The organism is Streptomyces sp. NBC_00704 (assembly GCF_036226605.1).
Lineage (GTDB): Bacteria > Actinomycetota > Actinomycetes > Streptomycetales > Streptomycetaceae > Streptomyces.
In genome coordinates this window covers 7,793,270-7,808,266 of the sequence record NZ_CP109000.1, presented here as the reverse complement: position 1 = coordinate 7,808,266, position 14,997 = coordinate 7,793,270, and the positions used below count along the sequence as shown (strand labels likewise).

The following is a 14,997-nucleotide window of genomic DNA, read 5'->3' as shown; positions in this document are numbered from 1 at the left end:
AGTACGGGACGAAGCCCGCCCGGGCAGTGGGAAGGAGGGAGCACCGGGGGCTGATGATGTTCTTGGACGGGCGATTGCGCCGCGCCCGGTGAGGCCGCGGCACCGGCGTTCCACACGCACCACACGTCCGCATCGAGGTCCAGGACGACGAGCCCGCTCCTCTGCTCGTCGAACTCGGCAACGGCGGAGAACACGAACCCCCGCTCCCTCCCCTGAGTTCCGAAACGAACGACACCGACCGCCACCACGATACTGCCCGCCGGCTGACCGGCCCGCGCTGGTCGCACCTGCGTCGTCACGAGTTTTCGGATGCCGAGTGGGCTGTGCTGCCCCGCTTGCTGCCGAGTTCGGGGACTGCGGGGCGGCCCCGTTCGGCCGACCGACTGGTACTGAACGGCATCGTGTGGAAGCTGCGGACCGGATCAGCCTGGCGTGATGTGCCGGTGCGTTACGGCTCTTGGCAGACCTCGTACACGCGTCATCGACCGGTCCGACACGGCTGTGTGGACGCCCCGGCAATCAACTGTGCGCTGATAGCCAACGACATCCCCGAGGCCATCCGGCAGTCTCTCTCCCACCTGATCGTTTCTGATGCGGAGGAGCTCCGGTCCATGAGGGGTAGAAACTTGTTCCGAACGAAGGCACTTCCGGTAATGACCGCTGTCGCTGCGGCCGTTCTCGTCGGAGTCAACGCGACCTCCGCCAGCGCCGGCACCGGACAGTTGTTCGCGCTGAAGATCAACAACTTCCGGGACTGGGGCAACTTCGAGCAGGACCCGTACCAGGACATACCCGGTGACTCGATCAGAGCGTGCGACGGCGACGCAGACGGCTGGGGCGTGACGGCTTACCTCGACTCCAACAACAACGGAGTCTTCGACCGTACCGCTACGACGAGCGGGCATCCTGCCGGTTACTGCAGCGCATGGGTGGGGGGCAATATCACCGAAGGTGCCACGGTGACCCTGAAGGTGTGCAACACCAAGTCCGGCTATACGCCCAAGAACTGCAAGCAGGAGGATTACACCGCCTAACCTCGAACTTTCGTGACGGTCCGCCGACGGAGTCGGCGGACCGTTTTCGCGCTGTGGGCTGAGGCTGTGCAGCCGAGGGGCCGAGTGTCGTCTCGGGGTGGCGCCGGGTCCACTGCTCCGGGTGTTGAGCTGCTGTCGTGGGGGCGGGAATCCATTGGTCAGCCGCAAGATCCAGATATCTGGGTCGACCTCGTATTCCCTGCTGGAGTCTGTGGCAGCACCGGAGAGTTCGTGAGCGGTTTCTATCCGTATGAGGAGGCAGGCGAGCTCTCCTTGTCCCTCGGGGGTCCCGATATGCAGGAGACGGACCGCATCTTCACCAAGGGGTGAAGTCTCCCTGTAAGGGCGATGGTGGCTCCACCGGATCCCCCCGGCCAGACCTCGCAGCGACATCAACACGCCCGCACGGCACAACTGACGAGCGTCCAAGATCACGGGCAGTTTCAGACCTCGCGTCGGAGCACTTCTTGTTCGCGCCGACACCCCAACAGGCCCGATGCTGTGGCCCTACCTTGCGGTGAGTGTCGCCGGTTTGGCAGGCGGCACGGCACGCGCCGTGACCGAAGCGTTCATCCGGACGTTTCGGCACATCCCCCGCCTTCGCCCAGCAGCGCGGCAGGCTCCAGGAACTCGCAGGCGGTGTCACGGAGTCTGAGCCATCGGTGCCCCTAACGCGGCGTCAGGCCGTTCGACAGCAACCTCAGTTGATCACTTCGCTCCATGGGGCGTCATCCGGCTGCTGTGGCCGATCCGCAAGGGCGACCTGAGCGGCCGGGAGCGCCCTTCTTCAACCGTTGCGGCAGGTCATCGAGTCGGTCAACGCGACCTTCAAGCGCCAACTCGACCTCGAACAGCACCAAGGGCGCACGCCCCGTCGTCCACCCAGCTCGGCGGGGGGTAACCCCACCTTCAAGCAGGTGGTTGGCGGTATCCCGGTCCGGACCTTGATCGAAAATACTGGGTCCAGATCAGGTCGTCCCCCACCAGTGACGGGAGTCTTTCTTGTACGAGCACGGATACGCAGCCAACGGGTCACCTACGTCCACGAGGTGTGGCCGCAGCCGGGGGCAGCACAGGCTGCGGGTCGGTGTCGTCGGGGCGGTCGCCACGGTCGTGATGGGCGCCGGTCTCGCCCTGCCGACGTCGGCTGTCGGCAGTGCAGATGCTTCCGCGACACGAGGCGGGCACGCGGCCACCCGGGCGGCCCTGGAGTCGGTCGTCCAGGACGGGGCGCCCGGGGGCATCGTGCTCGCCGAGCAGGGGCGCGACATCTGGGCGGGAGCTGCGGGCACTGCGGATCTGGCAACCGGCCGCAAGCCGCAGGCCGATGACCGCTTCCGGGTCGGTTCGATCACCAAGACGTTCGTGGCCACGTTGATGCTCCAGTTGGAGGAGGAAGGGAAGCTGAGCCTGGACGACACGGTGGACCGCTGGCTGCCGGGCCTGGTGCAGGGCAACGGGCACGACGGGGGCAAGATCACGCTACGGCAGATCCTCAACCACACCAGCGGCGTCTACAGCTACACCGATGACGAGGAATTCAAGCGCGAGGAGTTCGGTACCGACTTTCTCAAGTACCGCTACGCCACCTGGACGCCCCGCCAGATCGTCCGACTCGCCATGACACACCGGCCGGCCTTTGCCCCCGGCGACGACTGGAGCTACTCCGACACCAACTACGTCATCGCCTCCATGGTGATCCGGAATGCCACCGGCCACTCCTACGCCCACGAGATCGAGCAGCGCATCCTGCGCCCCCTGCACCTGGATTCCACCAGTCTGCCGGGCACCCGCGCCCGCGTCCCCGGCCCCAGCGGACGCGCCTACTCGAAGCTGACCGGGGAGCTTGCCGGGGCGGGAGAGCCGAACGGCGCGATCTACGACGTCACCGAACTCAACCCCTCATTCGCAGGCGCCGCAGGAGAGATGATCTCCAGCAATCAAGACCTCAACCGGTTCTACCGGGCCCTGCTCTCCGGTCGGCTCCTGGACGAGCCTCAACTGAAGGAGATGATGACGACCGTCTCGATCACGAACATGCCCACCTTCTCCTACGGCCTGGGACTGATGAGGATGACGTTGTCGTGCGGTACCGAGATATGGGGGCACAACGGCGGCATTCAGGGCTCCATCTCGCAGACCATGGCGACGACAGACGGCGAACATGTGCTGTCGCTGAACTTCAACGGCGACTGGAACATCCACGAACAGCGCCTCGTCGATGCCGAATTCTGCGGTGTCTGAACTGACTCGGGGATCTTGAAGGCGTCGAGGCCAGATGCCACGGCGTCGCCAGGAGGTGGGCGAGGGATCGATCTCGTGCTGGTCGAGGTCCATCTGAAAAGCAGTCGGCTGACGGTACGGGGGCTCCCCCGTAGCCGATCTCGAGGTGCGCGCGTCGGACGGAGTCTCGATCGTATGGCCGCACAGCCGCCGCCGGTCAACTGGGCCATGCACTTCAGCCAGGCCGCCCTGCTCGGCGTCCCGCGCTCGCTCATGTCCCAGGCCGGCCTGCGCGGGCCGCTCGCTTCAGCCAAGTTCACCGCCATCCGCCTCACCAACGACCAGATCTTGGAGAGCGCGACCGGCGTCGGAGCCCAGCCAGGCCACCTGGTCGCACGCCGAACTCATCGTGGGCCCCTGTACGGGGCCGTGTACGCCTTCACCACCGGCGCCGCGACGACGGCCGCGCCCGGCACCGCCGACGCGCTCGCCGCCAGGAACCGACTCGGCCCGGGCCAGGCCCACGCAGCACTCCGCACCGGCCGCCGCAGCGGCATCGGCCCGCTGCCCCGCAGTGACGCCTCCGCACGGTGATCGCCTCACTCCTGCACGGCAATTGCGGCGCCCGAGGCCGGACGTGAACGGCTACCACGTCGCCGTCATCCGCGGCACATGACGTCTGTCGGCGCTCAACCTCCTACCCGACGGCTTCCTCGGCGAGCACAGCTGCCCCCTGCGCGGTGACGAGCCCAACCCACCGTCGCCAGTTTGCGCAGACCGGCCCGACCACGGCCTTCTTGCTCGGCCTACGCCTCAACGGTGGCCGGCCCTGCCTGGAGGGCTCAGCGGCCGGCGAAGCAACCACCGTCGAGAAAAGTGTGGCTCCCGAGACCTGACCGTCATACCAAGCGAATGCGACGGGCCCCGATACGCAGGCGCTGCGCTTCACACCCGACCTCTTCACCGCCTGGCCGACAACGGGCGCAGGCCGGCCACGCCCGACGTCATCCGAGCGGGAAACGTCCTGCGACTCGGGGACCAGCGTCCAGATGAGCTGCGATGCGCCTGATCGTCCGGGCGTTGTCCTCGAACAGATGCGCCTGCATGCCCATCGCCTGTGCAGCCTCTACGTTCCCTGCGGAATCGTCGATGAAGAGACAGTTCTGCGGCCGCACCTCCAAGCCGGCGCATGCGGCCTCGAAGGCACGCGGGTCGGGCTTCTCGACGCCGATCTCGTGCGAGTAGACGATCTGCTCGACCAGTTCGTCGAAGTGGTACAGCGACGTCTCTCGCTCGCGGGCGCCGACGAAGCTGTTGCTCAGGATGCCCAGCCTGCAGCGTCCCCGCAGCCCTCTCAGATAGGCGATGAGTTCCACGTTGGGCGTTCCCAGATACTCCGTCCAAAGATCCGCCATGAAGGCTTCCACCTGGGGCGCGTCGAGCCCCAGGCGGGCTGCTGTCTCCCACTGCACGTCGTGTTCGCTGATGTGGCCGACGCTCCCGGCTCGCCACACGTCGTGCATCCGCTCGTGCACCGTGCCCGTCGGCAGCGCCAGCCGCTCTTCCCACTGCTGCACCCACCCCGTTTGCGGCGTGATCTCCAGCACGCCGCCGATATCGAGGATGACGCAGGTCGCCGTCATTCGAACTCCCCCTCTTCGTCCCGTCGGCTGGCGGGCACACACCACCCGGCCATATGACCCATGGAGACACTGTTCTCCCTCCCTCTGGGGCAAGGTCAAGCGATCTTGGAGCCTTGTGGCAGCCCTGTTGCGAGCCGCCGACACGACTCGGCTGTAGCACCAGGCGCCTCCACAACTCGGACCCCGGCCGGACCACGACGTCATCACTCGGTTCTGGCGCAGATCTTGGGGAGCGGTCGCGCAGAGTCATGGCCGTGTTCGAGATGTTCGCGGCGCAGGTGCTCAGAGCGGGACTGCAAAAATGTCCACGGCCTCATGGATCGAGCAGCCGACGTGGTCTCGGAACAGCTTGATGGCCTTGATGGTCATGCCGCTGAGGATCCCTTCGTCTGCGAAGGAGAGCGGGCCGGCCGTCCAGAGCGCGGAGGCGGGTCTCCGCCTGGCGGGTCGACGTCGGTCAGGGTGGCGACCGGGCGGCCGTCCGAGAACGCCACCGCCACGTCCGTGCCGCGGGCCGCCATCTCCGTGAAGGCAACGGGTGCAGTGTGGTTCAGGAGGAAGACGAAGTGCTGGGCTCTTGGCCGGCGCCACTCATCGAGCTGGCCGTCGCCGTCCGGCGCAGGTTGGAGTTCCAGGCTGCCTGGGCGAGAACCGATACGAACAGCCTGGGGAAGTCCGACTTCAGCAGGCCGTTCGCCGCCGGCCGGCGCATGGCGTGCGGCACGATCGCCTCCCCGCGCAGCCTGGCACAGCAGCTTGTAGGGCTTGGCCGCGACCTGGCCGGAGAAGCCGACAGGTCCGGGTCAGGCGCCGGGCGTCCGGTGTCGCGGACCAGCGGGTGCAGTCGCGCGATCAGGAAGCGCCCCCAGCCCGGCCGTGCTGTCGCCGCGGCAACTGGACCAGTACGTCGCCGGGGCGGGCAAGCGCGGTCACCCCACGGTCCGCAAGAAGATCACCAGCATCGGCCTGTACTTCGCGCTCCTCGAACAGCGATACGCCGGGCTTGGGAGTGGGGCAATCCCCGAAGATCGCCTCCGGCCCTGCTGTGGGAGACCCCGCGGTGAGGGGTACTGACAGGGACCCCCACTGAGCGCCTCGTTTTCCTACGCTGGGCTCCATGGACAACCGGGCCGAAGTCAGCGCATTCCTCACGTCGCGCCGCGCCAGGATCACACCGGAGCAGGCGGGCATGCCGGTGTACGGGCAGCGTCGGGTGCCCGGGCTGCGCCGTGGTGAGGTCGCGATGCTGGCCGGGATGAGCGTCGAGTACTACACGCGTCTGGAGCGCGGCAATCTGACCGGGGTCTCCGACAGCGTCCTGGACGCCCTCGCCCAGGCTCTGCGGCTGGACGACACCGGACGGGATCACCTCTACGCCCTGGCGCGGGCGGCCAACACCAGTGGGGCCCGGGTCCGACGCCGCCCGAAGAAGGCGACGGTGCGGCCCAGTGTGCTGCGCATCGTCGAGGGCCTGCACGATCAGCCGGCGTACGTGCGCAACAACCGCATGGACATTCTGGCGGCCAATCCGCTCGCCCGCGCTTTTCACGGCAGCGCCTGCCGAGAAGGTCAGGCTGCCGCCGGTGGTGTGGCTGCTGGGTGCCATCACCTTCATCATGGGCACCAGCGAGTTCGTCGTCTCCGGCTTGCTGCCGGAGATCTCCGGCGCCCTGGGCGTCAGCGTCTCCAGCGCCGGGACGCTGATCACCGCCTTCGCCGTCATCATGATGATCGGCGCGCCCGTGTGTCGATGGCGACCCGGCGCCTGCCGCGTCGCTCGGCGCTGATCGCCGCGCTGCTGGTCTTCGTCGCGGGACACGTCGTCAGCGCGCTCAGCTCCAGCCTGGGGCTCGCGCTCGTCGGCCGGGTCGCCGCCGCGCTGGGCAACGGCACCTTCTGGGCCGCGGCGCCCTGGCCGGCACCACGGTCGGTGGACGCCTCGGCGACCGCCGGCCCTACACCACGCTCATCCCGGCCACCGCAGTGACGGTCGCGATCCTCGGCACCATCACCCTGTGGGCGACCCACAGCGTCGTGGCCGTGGTCCTGGTCGTGCTGCTCTGCGCAGCCGGCTTCGCCGACAACCCCATCGTCGTCGGCGAGGTCGTCCGCATCGCCGGAGCCGGCCGGTCCCTGCCCATGGCCCCGGCCACGTCCGCCTTCCAGGTCGGCATCGCCACAGGTTCCTGGCTCGGCGGCATCGCCCTGACCTCCAGCCTGGTGGGGACGACCCCGACCAGCGCGGCAACGAGTAGGCTGATCGTTCGTCATCGGACCGGGGAGGTCGGCGTGGACTATGGCGACAAGCTCTTCTGGCTCTCGGTTGTGATTCAACGCAAGTACGCGCAGATCTGCGCCGAGTTCGACCTGACCCCCTCGCAGGCCACGCTGCTCTGCGCAGTCAGGGACGAGCCGCGGCAGATGGCTGACCTCGCCGCGTCGTTGGGTATGACCAAGAACGCATTGAGCCAGCTGGTCGATCGCACCGCGCGGCGAGAGTTGGTCGGCCGGGCAAGCTCGGCGCAGGACCGACGGGTGGTGATGCTCAGTGTGACGCCCACGGGGAAGGTGCTCGCCGACGCCCTTTACGCCGAGGTCGCCAAGCGCCTGCCCGAGATCGCGAGGAACCTCGACGCCGACGACCAGCGCGACTTCGAGCGCGTGGCCACCACCATCGTGGACACCTCGGACCTCTCTGCGCCCACCCCGGACCAGCCCACCACACCGTGAGGTCCCGCTACACCCGCGCCTTGACGAAGTTCATGCCGTGAACTAATTTGGTTCACGTCATGAACTAATGAGGGGTGGCGGCGATGAGCACACAGACGACGGGCACGATCGCGGTCTTCGGCGCGACGGGGCAACAGGGCGGGGCGGTGGTCGACGCGCTGCTGGACCAGAAGGCGCGGGTGCGGGCTTTGGTCCGCAACCCGCAGTCCGACCGGGCTCAGGCGCTGGCCGCCCGCGGCGTCGAGCTGGCGGCCATCCGGGCCGACGACCCGGCGTCGCTGGCCGCCGCGCTGGCGACGGTCGAGGGGTTCTCCTTCATGACCCCGGAGGCGAACAGCCTCGAGGAGGTCGAGGCGGAGATCCGCATCGGTACCGCGCTCGTCGACGCGGCGGTCGAGGCGGGCGTCCCGCACGTCGTCTTCAACTCCGTCTTCGGAGCGGACCGGGAGTCGGGTGTGCCGCACCACGACTCGAAGCACTCGATCGAGGAGCACCTGAGGAAGTCCGGCCTCAGGGCCGCGATGGTTCGCGCGACCGCCTTCATGGAGAACTTCGCGAGCGTGATGGCACCGAGCCTGGAGCATGGGGAGATCGTGCTGAGGCTGCCGCTGCCGGAGGACGTCGCCCTGAAGATGATCTCGGTCAGGGACGTCGGCCGGGTCGCCGCCGCGCTCCTGCTCGACACCGCGGAGGCGCCCGGCGGAGCCGTCGAGCTCGTCGGCGACGAGCGGACGGGCCCCCAGATCGCCGCGGCGTTCGGCGCGCGCGCCGGGCTCCCGGCACGGTACGAGACCCTCCCGTTGAGCGTGCTTCCCAACGACCTCGACAGGGCGATGTTCCGCGAGTTCGCGCAGGCGGCGGAATACCCTTCGGACCTCGCGGTGGTGCGCTCGATCGAGCCGGCCACCCTGGACCTGGTCGAGTGGATCCGGGCTACCGGCTGGACCGCGCCCACAAACGTGGCTGGTTCCTGAGCGTCCGGCCGCGATGAACGCCCCGCGATCGTGCCCACGTCTCGGCGCTCCGGGCACGGCAACGCATCCGCCACCGGTCCGTGGCGCCGACGCGCGAGATGGACGGTGATGTCGGCAGCCATCCCGACTCCGTCCGGCAGTACCTGCATGATCTGGCGGAATACCTGCTCTCGCTCCGCGGTCGGCAAGACGAGATAAGCCGAGACGGTGGAGAGATGACCAACGTAGTCGCGAGCGCTCATCGTCACACGCCGTTCGATCACGGACTGCTGAACGCCGGTGAACCACTCAGGCTGTTGCAGCTCCGTACCCGGCCACTGCATCTCATGATCCGGAGGCGTCCCGTCAGGCGACGGAATCTCGTCACTCTCCAAGGATGGTGCTCGCGCCGCGCGGACAGCTTCCTCCACAGCCGGGTCAGCCAGTTGAAATGGCCCGCCGCATGAGGCGAATACGCCACCCGGTTCCAGCAGCGCGGCCTCGCGCGACCACCGGCCCTCCGGGTTCGTCCGACTCCGAGGGCGCACGCGTATCGAGAAGACGGGCGCGGGCTACCGATGTTGACCGGGCAGCGGAGCCGCGTCGGCGACCCACCGGGCGTGCGGAGGTTTCGGTCACGCGTGGAGGGCGGGCGGCGCCGTGCGAGGCCGGGCATGGGGCGGGCGCCCGCCGAGCCTGCACCTGCGCAGCTCCCGCAGGCGCTGGACCGCTCCTGCGGGGATGGCGGCGCGCAGGCCGATGGTGTGGTGCCGGGTCGGGCACGGCTGCGGCCTGGCAGGGGCCGATGCCATGCAGGGTGCCGACCGGGGGCGGCCACAGCGGGGGTGGTGGCCGCGACGGTGTCGGAAGGCTTTCGCGTGTCCACGCGAAGGCACAGCTGCACCCGCGGCGCCCCCACCACGGTCATCAGGGCCGACAGGTCGGCCGGACGCGGAGCAGCTCGGACCGCGCCACGGGTGTGCCGTCGACAGGCGCCGGGTCCTGCGACGTCGGCTCGATACCACCGGCAGCGATCTTGTCGAGCGTCTTCAGACCAGCGGGGCCGACGGTGCCGAACACCGTGTAGTCGGGCCGCAGCACCGAATCGCCGTAGACGACGAAGAACTGCGAACCATTCGTGTTCGGACCGGCGTTGGCCATGGCAAGGACACCGCGCGCGTACACGCGACGGACGCCGGTCGGATCGGTCGGCGCCGGCGGCAGGTCGACCGGCAACTCGTCCTTGTACGCATACCCCGGCCCGCCCTCGCCGGTGCCGGTCGGGTCGCCGCACTGCAGGACCTTCAGCGTCGGATACGCCGTCAGCCGATGGCACACGGTTCGGTCGTAGAACCGATGCCGCGCCAGGTGCATGAAGCTCTGGACCGTGCACGGTGCCTTCGCCCGGTCCAGGAGCAGCGGGAGCGGGCCCTGGCTGGTCGGCACCGTCATGGCGACCGTGCCGTGGCGGGGGGTGTGCCGCGGGTCGGGAGGCAGGGGAACCGGCCGCGCCGGCGGCTCATCGGGGGTCCGGGCGTACTGGCACGGGCCGTGCGTGGTTCGCGGCGGGCCATCGTCGGCCGATGCGGTGGTGCTGCCCACGGACACGACCAGAGCGGCTGCCAACGATGCGGTCATGATGGCTCGGTTCATCCTGCACACCCTCCAAAAGATCGCCAGTTCGGAGCGGTCGCAGCCTAAAGCGCCGCCCGGTGGCTCGAGAACCCGCCCGCAAGCCACATCCGCCTCCCGGATTTCGGCCCACAACGGCTCGCCACTTCGCTCGGATGCAGCACAACGTCGGCCGGCCGAGCGTCACTTGGTCCGTCAGTTCGCCCTCGGTCGTTCCAGCCCGCCGACGAACGTGCAGGGCAGCCGGCGAGCAGCCTCTCGCAGAAGGTGACTGTGCGGAGCCGACGCGCTCACGGTCTCCCCGTGGCGGCCGGTACGACGCGTCAGCCTGGCAGGGCAAGTTCTCAGCTTCTTCTGAACCCGGGCAGCCTTTGGGCACAGCTCACGACGTCGTGCGGCGTCCGCGTGATCGACGACGGTCCCGGCATGTCCGGCGAGGCGGAGGCAGTCGCCTTCCCTCTGTTCGGCGATGCGGAGGCCCGCGGCGCCGGTCTGGGGCTCGCCGTGCCACCACGACGATCTCCGGGTCCGCACCGAGAGAGGACTGCCTGAAAGGATCGCCGCTGTGGGACACCCCTGAATCTCACCTCGCCCACGCTGACCACGCTCGAGAGGAGCTGCGCAGATGGCTGACCGGGGTGGCGACCGTCGACCGAGGGCTGTTGCTACGACGGCGGCTTCGCCCCCCGCTGGGCGGCCTGGAGATCGGCGAGCAGCTCGGCCTGCCCGGCCAGCACCCCGGACAAGATGGTGCGCGCGACCCGCAGCAGCTCGGCGATGTGCGGGCTTGTCAGCGAGTAGTACACGGTGGAGCCCTCCTTGCGGGTCACCACCAGGTTCGCCCGGCGCAGCACGGCCAGCTGCTGGGACAGGTGCGCCGCCTCGATGCCCACCTCGGGCAACATCTCCGCCACCGCGTGCTCGCGCTCGCTCAGCAGCTCCAGGACCCGGATCCGGGCCGGATGGCCGAGCGTCTTGAAGAACTCGGCCTTCAGCTGGTACAGCGGTGTGCTCATCGTGCCGTCCCCTCCCCGGCGGAGCAGCACGGCCGTCCCGGCCGGTCCTCGGCGCATCGCGTCCGCGTCCACCTGTTCGTCCCACACATGCGGCCCGTCCTCGCCCGCGTCGGCGGCTGCGCCGAATCGATGCACGAGAAACCGATCCGCCCCAAACCAGCGGTGACGGCCTCAACAATTGCCGATATTAGCAACTCTGTACGTCCGAGGAAGGCCGGTGTGTGCGAGGGAGGACGCCGGAAGAACGCACCTCGGAAGGGTCCGAAGCTCCCGCCGCGGGCCGCGGACGCGGCTGGAGCGCCCGGCGTCCGCCGCCTCACGTGCCGGTCCGCCGCCGTCGGCCTGGGCGGTTCCCGGCCGCGGTGCGGCGAGGCGCATAACGAGCCGGTCGAGTTCGAGTCGGTCGAGTTCGAGTCGGTCGAGTTCGAGTCGGTCGAGTTCGAGCCGGTCGAGTTCGAGTCGGTCGAGCAGGATCCGGTTCCCCGGAGCATGCCATCGGCAGTGCAGCCGTCGCTGACGTCGAAGCGCGGGATCACTCCCCGTCCGGCCATCCCGTCGTACGCCACTCGTGACGTGCCTCCGCCGACTCCCTGTGCCCTGCGCCGTGCGCGCCGTGCGCGGCGAGTGCGGCGGCCAGGTCGGCGTGCACGGGGACGGGCGGGCCGTCTCCTTCGGCGACGAGGGATCCGTCGGGCGGGATCGCGGCCAGCTCCACGCTCCGCCCGACCGCGGCGAGCCGGCGGGCGGCGTCGGTGATCGCCAGCTGTCCCTCGGCCGACCAGCCGCGCAGTTCCGTGAGGTCCACGATGACCGGTCCCTTGCCGCGGGCCAGCGCCCAGCCGACGGCTCCGGTGAAGCGGCGGACGGCCTCCGGGCCCAGATGTCCCGCGACGGAGAGGACGCCGAGGTTCTCCTCGACGGTGTAGCGCCAGTCGATCGTCATGATGGTGAACTTCCCTGCGTGTGCGGCCTGTTGGGTTCAGAGGGGGAGAGTGATCCAGATGCTCTTGCCGCCGCCGTCGGCATCCGCGCGGACGACGGCGCTACCGCCCATGCCGAGGACCAGTTCCATCACCGTGCCGATGCCCCCGGCGCCGGCCCCCGTGACGGCGCCGTACAGCGGGGGCTGGTAGGGGTGACGGTCGTGGACGGCGAAGGCCAGACAGTCGTGGCCCGCCGCGTAGATCACCGTGACGTGCGGGGAGAGGAGAGCAGCGTGCCTCACGGTGTTGGTGACCAGCTCGCCGAGGATCAGCAGGGCGGGGTCCACCGTGGGGTGGCGAAGGCCTATCCCCCATTCGAGCAGCGCGTCTTCGGCGGTCTCACGGGCCAGACGGACGGCGGACGGTGTGTTGGGCAGCGTGAGCACGTGCCGGTGGGGCAGAGCTTCGAGCTGTGTGGACATCACGCCTCCGCACGGGCGAGGCGGAAGCCGGTGACCGGCCGCCTGGCGTGCAGGTGGGGCGGGGTGTCGTGCGGGCCGCGGCTCCAGCCGCCGGGCGTGCGCCGCACGGGGGCGCCTCTCACGCCCTCGACGCGGTGAGGGAGGGCGGCCTCGCCGGGGTGGGTGATCACCGTCGGTACGGTGAGCTTGACCGTCACAGGGCTTCCTCACTGGACGTCCGGGACGTCCCGGACGTCCGGGCGGCAAGGGCGGGCAGCACTCCGGCCGTCTCCAGGTGGTCGCGGGCGGCCCGGATCGCCTCGGGGGTGGTGGCGTACTCGTGTCCCGCGTGGCGCAGCAGTTCCAGCGCGCCGACGGACTCCAGGACCTGACGCTGGCCGGGGCGTATGGCGGAGGCGAGGACGAGAATGCCGCGCCGCTTCAGCTTCTCCACCGCGTCCTTGAGGACCAGGGCGCCGGTGGCGTCCATGGTCGACACCCGCGACATGCGCAGGATCACCACGCGGACGTCGGCGACCTCGGTCAGCTCCAGCAGGAAGCGGTGCGCGGCGGCGAAGAACAGCGGTCCGTCGATGCGGTACGCCACGATGTGCTCGGCGAGCAGGGCGTGTTCCTCGGCGCTGTGATCACCCGTCTCGAGCGGCACCTGGTCGATGCGGGCCTGCTGGGCGACGGCGCGCAGCGCGAGGGCGCCCGCGACGACGAGGCCGATGATCACCGCGTAGACGAGGTCCAGGACCAGGGTCGCCACCGCGGTCAGGACGAGGATGAACGCGTCCGAGCGGGTGGCCTTGGCCATCGCCCGCAGCGAGCCGACCTCGACCATGCGGATGGCGGTGGCCAGCAGCACGCCGGCCAGCGCGGCCAGCGGGATCCTCGAGACCAGCGGCGCCGCCGCGAGGACGATCACGGCGAGGACGGCGGCGTGGGTGAGGGCGGCGAGGCGCGAGCCGGCTCCGGTGCGGACGTTGACCGCGGTGCGGGCGATCGCGCCGGTTGCCGGTACTCCGCCGAACAGCGGGGCGGCGATGTTGGCCAGCCCCTGCCCGAACAGCTCACGGTCCGGGTCGTGCCGCTGGCCCACGGTCATGCCGTCCGCGACCGACGCCGACAGCAGCGACTCCAGCGCGGCCAGGGCGGCGACCGCCACGGCGGGAGCGAGCAGCGTGCCGAGGGAGCCGGGGTCGAGGAAGGACAGGGACGGGGCGGGCAGGCCCGAGGGGAGGTCACCGATCGGCTTCGCCGCGTCCAGGTGGGCCAGCCGTGCCACGATCGTCGCCGCGATCACGGCGACGATCGAGAACGGTACGGTCGGCCGCCACCGGGCGCCGAGCAGCATGAGCGCGGCCACGGCGACCGCGAAGCCGACCGCCGTCCAGTTCGGGCTCTGCGCGAACTCCCCGACCGCCCGCCACGTCACCACGAGCACGCGGTCGCCTTCGGGTCTGGGCACGCCGAGCGCGTTCGGGACCTGCTGAAGGCCGATCACGCAGGCGATGCCGAGGGTGAAGCCCTCCACGACGGGGGCGGGCACGTACTGCATGTACTTGCCGGCCCGCAGCACGGCCAGGCCGACGAGCATGACGCCCGCCATCAGGCCGACGGTGAGCACCCCACCCGGGCCGTACCGGCCGACGATCGGCACCAGGACGACCGTCATGGCGCCGGTCGGGCCGGACACCTGGAGGCTGGACCCGCCGAACACCGCGGCCAGCGCGCCCGCGACCACGGCGGTCGCGAGGCCCGCCTCGGCGCCGAGCCCGGAGGAGACGCCGAAGCCGAGCGCGAGCGGCAGCGCGACGACCGCCACGGTGAGGCCGGCGAGCAGGTCCCGGCGCGGGTCGCGCCGGATGTCCGCGAGGTCGGCGCGACCGGGCAGCAGGGACGTGATCCGGGCCCACACCGTGCTGAATCCCGTGGTCATCGTGCGACAGCCCCGTCGTCCCGCAGCTCGGCCAGCAGCTCGCCCTGCCCGGCCAGCATCTCGGTGAGGATCCGCCGCGCGGCCTTCATCAGCTCTGCCACGTCCCCGCCGGCCAGCTCGTAGACGACCGTCGAGCCCTGCCGGGTGGCGCCGACGATCCCGGAGCGGCGCAGGACCGCCAGCTGCTGGGACAGACCCGCGGGTTCCACCTCGATGGCGGCCAGCAGGTCCCGTACCGGCATCGGCCCGTCCTGCAGCAGCTCCAGCACTCGTATCCGTACGGGATGACCGAGCATGCGGAAGAACTCGGCCTTGGCCTGGTAGAGCGGAACGGACACGATCCCTCGGCTTCCCCTGGAAGGCCCCTCCCGGGGGCGGACACGAAGGCTGCACTGCGACTGTCTGCGAGCACAGCCAATACAGCATCTTACCAATTG

The 14,997-nt window shown here is 69.8% G+C and carries 14 protein-coding genes and 2 pseudogenes; 8 read left to right on the top strand and 8 right to left on the bottom strand.

Going from position 1 to position 14,997, the window contains the following annotated elements; all coding sequences use genetic code 11:
• Nucleotides 1-131: 131 nt before the first annotated feature.
• The 5 genes and pseudogenes from OG802_RS33925 to OG802_RS33905 all read left to right on the top strand — a co-directional run.
• A pseudogene (locus OG802_RS33925) lies at nucleotides 132-476 on the top strand (transposase); the annotation flags it as partial.
• Between the two features lie 177 nt (nucleotides 477-653).
• Nucleotides 654-1,034 carry a hypothetical protein gene (locus tag OG802_RS33920; RefSeq protein WP_329416680.1) on the top strand — a complete coding sequence of 127 codons (381 nt, stop codon included), beginning with the start codon at nucleotides 654-656 and terminating at the stop codon, nucleotides 1,032-1,034.
• Between the two features lie 730 nt (nucleotides 1,035-1,764).
• A pseudogene (locus OG802_RS33915) lies at nucleotides 1,765-1,906 on the top strand (IS982 family transposase); the annotation flags it as partial.
• Nucleotides 1,907-2,150: 244 nt separating this feature from the next.
• Entirely contained in the window at nucleotides 2,151-3,278 is a 1,128-nt protein-coding gene (locus OG802_RS33910) for a serine hydrolase domain-containing protein (protein ID WP_329416679.1), read from the top strand.
• Between the two features lie 174 nt (nucleotides 3,279-3,452).
• Nucleotides 3,453-3,851, top strand: a complete 399-nt coding sequence (locus OG802_RS33905; protein WP_329416678.1) for a hypothetical protein — start codon at nucleotides 3,453-3,455, stop codon at nucleotides 3,849-3,851.
• Between the two features lie 410 nt (nucleotides 3,852-4,261).
• On the opposite strand, the gene OG802_RS33900 is transcribed toward OG802_RS33905, so the two are convergent.
• Nucleotides 4,262-4,900 carry an HAD family hydrolase gene (locus OG802_RS33900; RefSeq protein WP_329416677.1) on the bottom strand — a complete coding sequence of 213 codons (639 nt, stop codon included), beginning with the start codon at nucleotides 4,898-4,900 and terminating at the stop codon, nucleotides 4,262-4,264.
• A gap of 1,117 nt (nucleotides 4,901-6,017) precedes the next feature.
• Here OG802_RS33900 and OG802_RS33895 point away from each other — a divergent pair.
• The 3 genes from OG802_RS33895 (at nucleotide 6,018) to OG802_RS33885 (ending at nucleotide 8,604) form a co-directional block, all read left to right on the top strand.
• Nucleotides 6,018-6,887 carry a helix-turn-helix domain-containing protein gene (locus tag OG802_RS33895; RefSeq protein ID WP_329416676.1) on the top strand — a complete coding sequence of 290 codons (870 nt, stop codon included), beginning with the start codon at nucleotides 6,018-6,020 and terminating at the stop codon, nucleotides 6,885-6,887.
• Nucleotides 6,884-7,630 (top strand): MarR family transcriptional regulator, encoded by a 747-nt coding sequence (locus tag OG802_RS33890; RefSeq protein WP_329416675.1) that lies wholly within the window; start codon nucleotides 6,884-6,886, stop codon nucleotides 7,628-7,630. Before OG802_RS33895 ends, OG802_RS33890 begins: the two co-directional genes overlap by 4 nt.
• 83 nt (nucleotides 7,631-7,713) lie before the next feature.
• Nucleotides 7,714-8,604, top strand: a complete 891-nt coding sequence (locus OG802_RS33885; RefSeq protein ID WP_329416674.1) for an NmrA family NAD(P)-binding protein — start codon at nucleotides 7,714-7,716, stop codon at nucleotides 8,602-8,604.
• A gap of 906 nt (nucleotides 8,605-9,510) precedes the next feature.
• Here the strand turns inward: OG802_RS33885 and OG802_RS33880 are convergent.
• The 7 genes from OG802_RS33880 to OG802_RS33850 form a co-directional block, all read right to left on the bottom strand.
• Nucleotides 9,511-10,236 (bottom strand): peptidylprolyl isomerase, encoded by a 726-nt coding sequence (locus OG802_RS33880; RefSeq protein WP_329416672.1) that lies wholly within the window; start codon nucleotides 10,234-10,236, stop codon nucleotides 9,511-9,513.
• Nucleotides 10,237-10,880: 644 nt separating this feature from the next.
• Nucleotides 10,881-11,231, bottom strand: coding sequence for an ArsR/SmtB family transcription factor (locus OG802_RS33875; protein WP_329417617.1), 351 nt, complete (start codon nucleotides 11,229-11,231; stop codon nucleotides 10,881-10,883).
• Between the two features lie 532 nt (nucleotides 11,232-11,763).
• Nucleotides 11,764-12,174, bottom strand: coding sequence for an anti-sigma factor antagonist (locus OG802_RS33870; protein WP_329416671.1), 411 nt, complete (start codon nucleotides 12,172-12,174; stop codon nucleotides 11,764-11,766).
• 36 nt (nucleotides 12,175-12,210) lie between these two features.
• Nucleotides 12,211-12,636 (bottom strand): ATP-binding protein, encoded by a 426-nt coding sequence (locus OG802_RS33865; RefSeq protein ID WP_329416670.1) that lies wholly within the window; start codon nucleotides 12,634-12,636, stop codon nucleotides 12,211-12,213.
• Complete coding sequence (locus OG802_RS33860) at nucleotides 12,636-12,833, bottom strand: hypothetical protein (protein WP_329416668.1); 198 nt, start codon at nucleotides 12,831-12,833, stop codon at nucleotides 12,636-12,638. Before OG802_RS33860 ends, OG802_RS33865 begins: the two co-directional genes overlap by 1 nt.
• Entirely contained in the window at nucleotides 12,830-14,560 is a 1,731-nt protein-coding gene (locus tag OG802_RS33855) for a SulP family inorganic anion transporter (RefSeq protein WP_329416667.1), read from the bottom strand. Before OG802_RS33855 ends, OG802_RS33860 begins: the two co-directional genes overlap by 4 nt.
• Nucleotides 14,557-14,898 carry an ArsR/SmtB family transcription factor gene (locus tag OG802_RS33850; RefSeq protein ID WP_329416666.1) on the bottom strand — a complete coding sequence of 114 codons (342 nt, stop codon included), beginning with the start codon at nucleotides 14,896-14,898 and terminating at the stop codon, nucleotides 14,557-14,559. Before OG802_RS33850 ends, OG802_RS33855 begins: the two co-directional genes overlap by 4 nt.
• Between the last annotated feature and the right edge of the window lie 99 nt (nucleotides 14,899-14,997).

What these genes read in the sequence shown, in the direction of transcription:
- OG802_RS33920 (WP_329416680.1), top strand. Translation starts at nt 654, where the DNA reads ATGACCGCTGTCGCTGCGGCCGTTCTCGTCGGAGTCAACGCGACCTCC.
- OG802_RS33910 (WP_329416679.1), top strand. Translation starts at nt 2,151, where the DNA reads ATGGGCGCCGGTCTCGCCCTGCCGACGTCGGCTGTCGGCAGTGCAGAT.
- OG802_RS33905 (WP_329416678.1), top strand. Translation starts at nt 3,453, where the DNA reads ATGGCCGCACAGCCGCCGCCGGTCAACTGGGCCATGCACTTCAGCCAG.
- OG802_RS33900 (WP_329416677.1), bottom strand. Translation starts at nt 4,900, where the DNA reads ATGACGGCGACCTGCGTCATCCTCGATATCGGCGGCGTGCTGGAGATC.
- OG802_RS33895 (WP_329416676.1), top strand. Translation starts at nt 6,018, where the DNA reads ATGGACAACCGGGCCGAAGTCAGCGCATTCCTCACGTCGCGCCGCGCC.
- OG802_RS33885 (WP_329416674.1), top strand. Translation starts at nt 7,714, where the DNA reads ATGAGCACACAGACGACGGGCACGATCGCGGTCTTCGGCGCGACGGGG.
- OG802_RS33880 (WP_329416672.1), bottom strand. Translation starts at nt 10,236, where the DNA reads ATGAACCGAGCCATCATGACCGCATCGTTGGCAGCCGCTCTGGTCGTG.
- OG802_RS33875 (WP_329417617.1), bottom strand. Translation starts at nt 11,231, where the DNA reads ATGAGCACACCGCTGTACCAGCTGAAGGCCGAGTTCTTCAAGACGCTC.
- OG802_RS33870 (WP_329416671.1), bottom strand. Translation starts at nt 12,174, where the DNA reads ATGACGATCGACTGGCGCTACACCGTCGAGGAGAACCTCGGCGTCCTC.
- OG802_RS33865 (WP_329416670.1), bottom strand. Translation starts at nt 12,636, where the DNA reads ATGTCCACACAGCTCGAAGCTCTGCCCCACCGGCACGTGCTCACGCTG.
- OG802_RS33855 (WP_329416667.1), bottom strand. Translation starts at nt 14,560, where the DNA reads ATGACCACGGGATTCAGCACGGTGTGGGCCCGGATCACGTCCCTGCTG.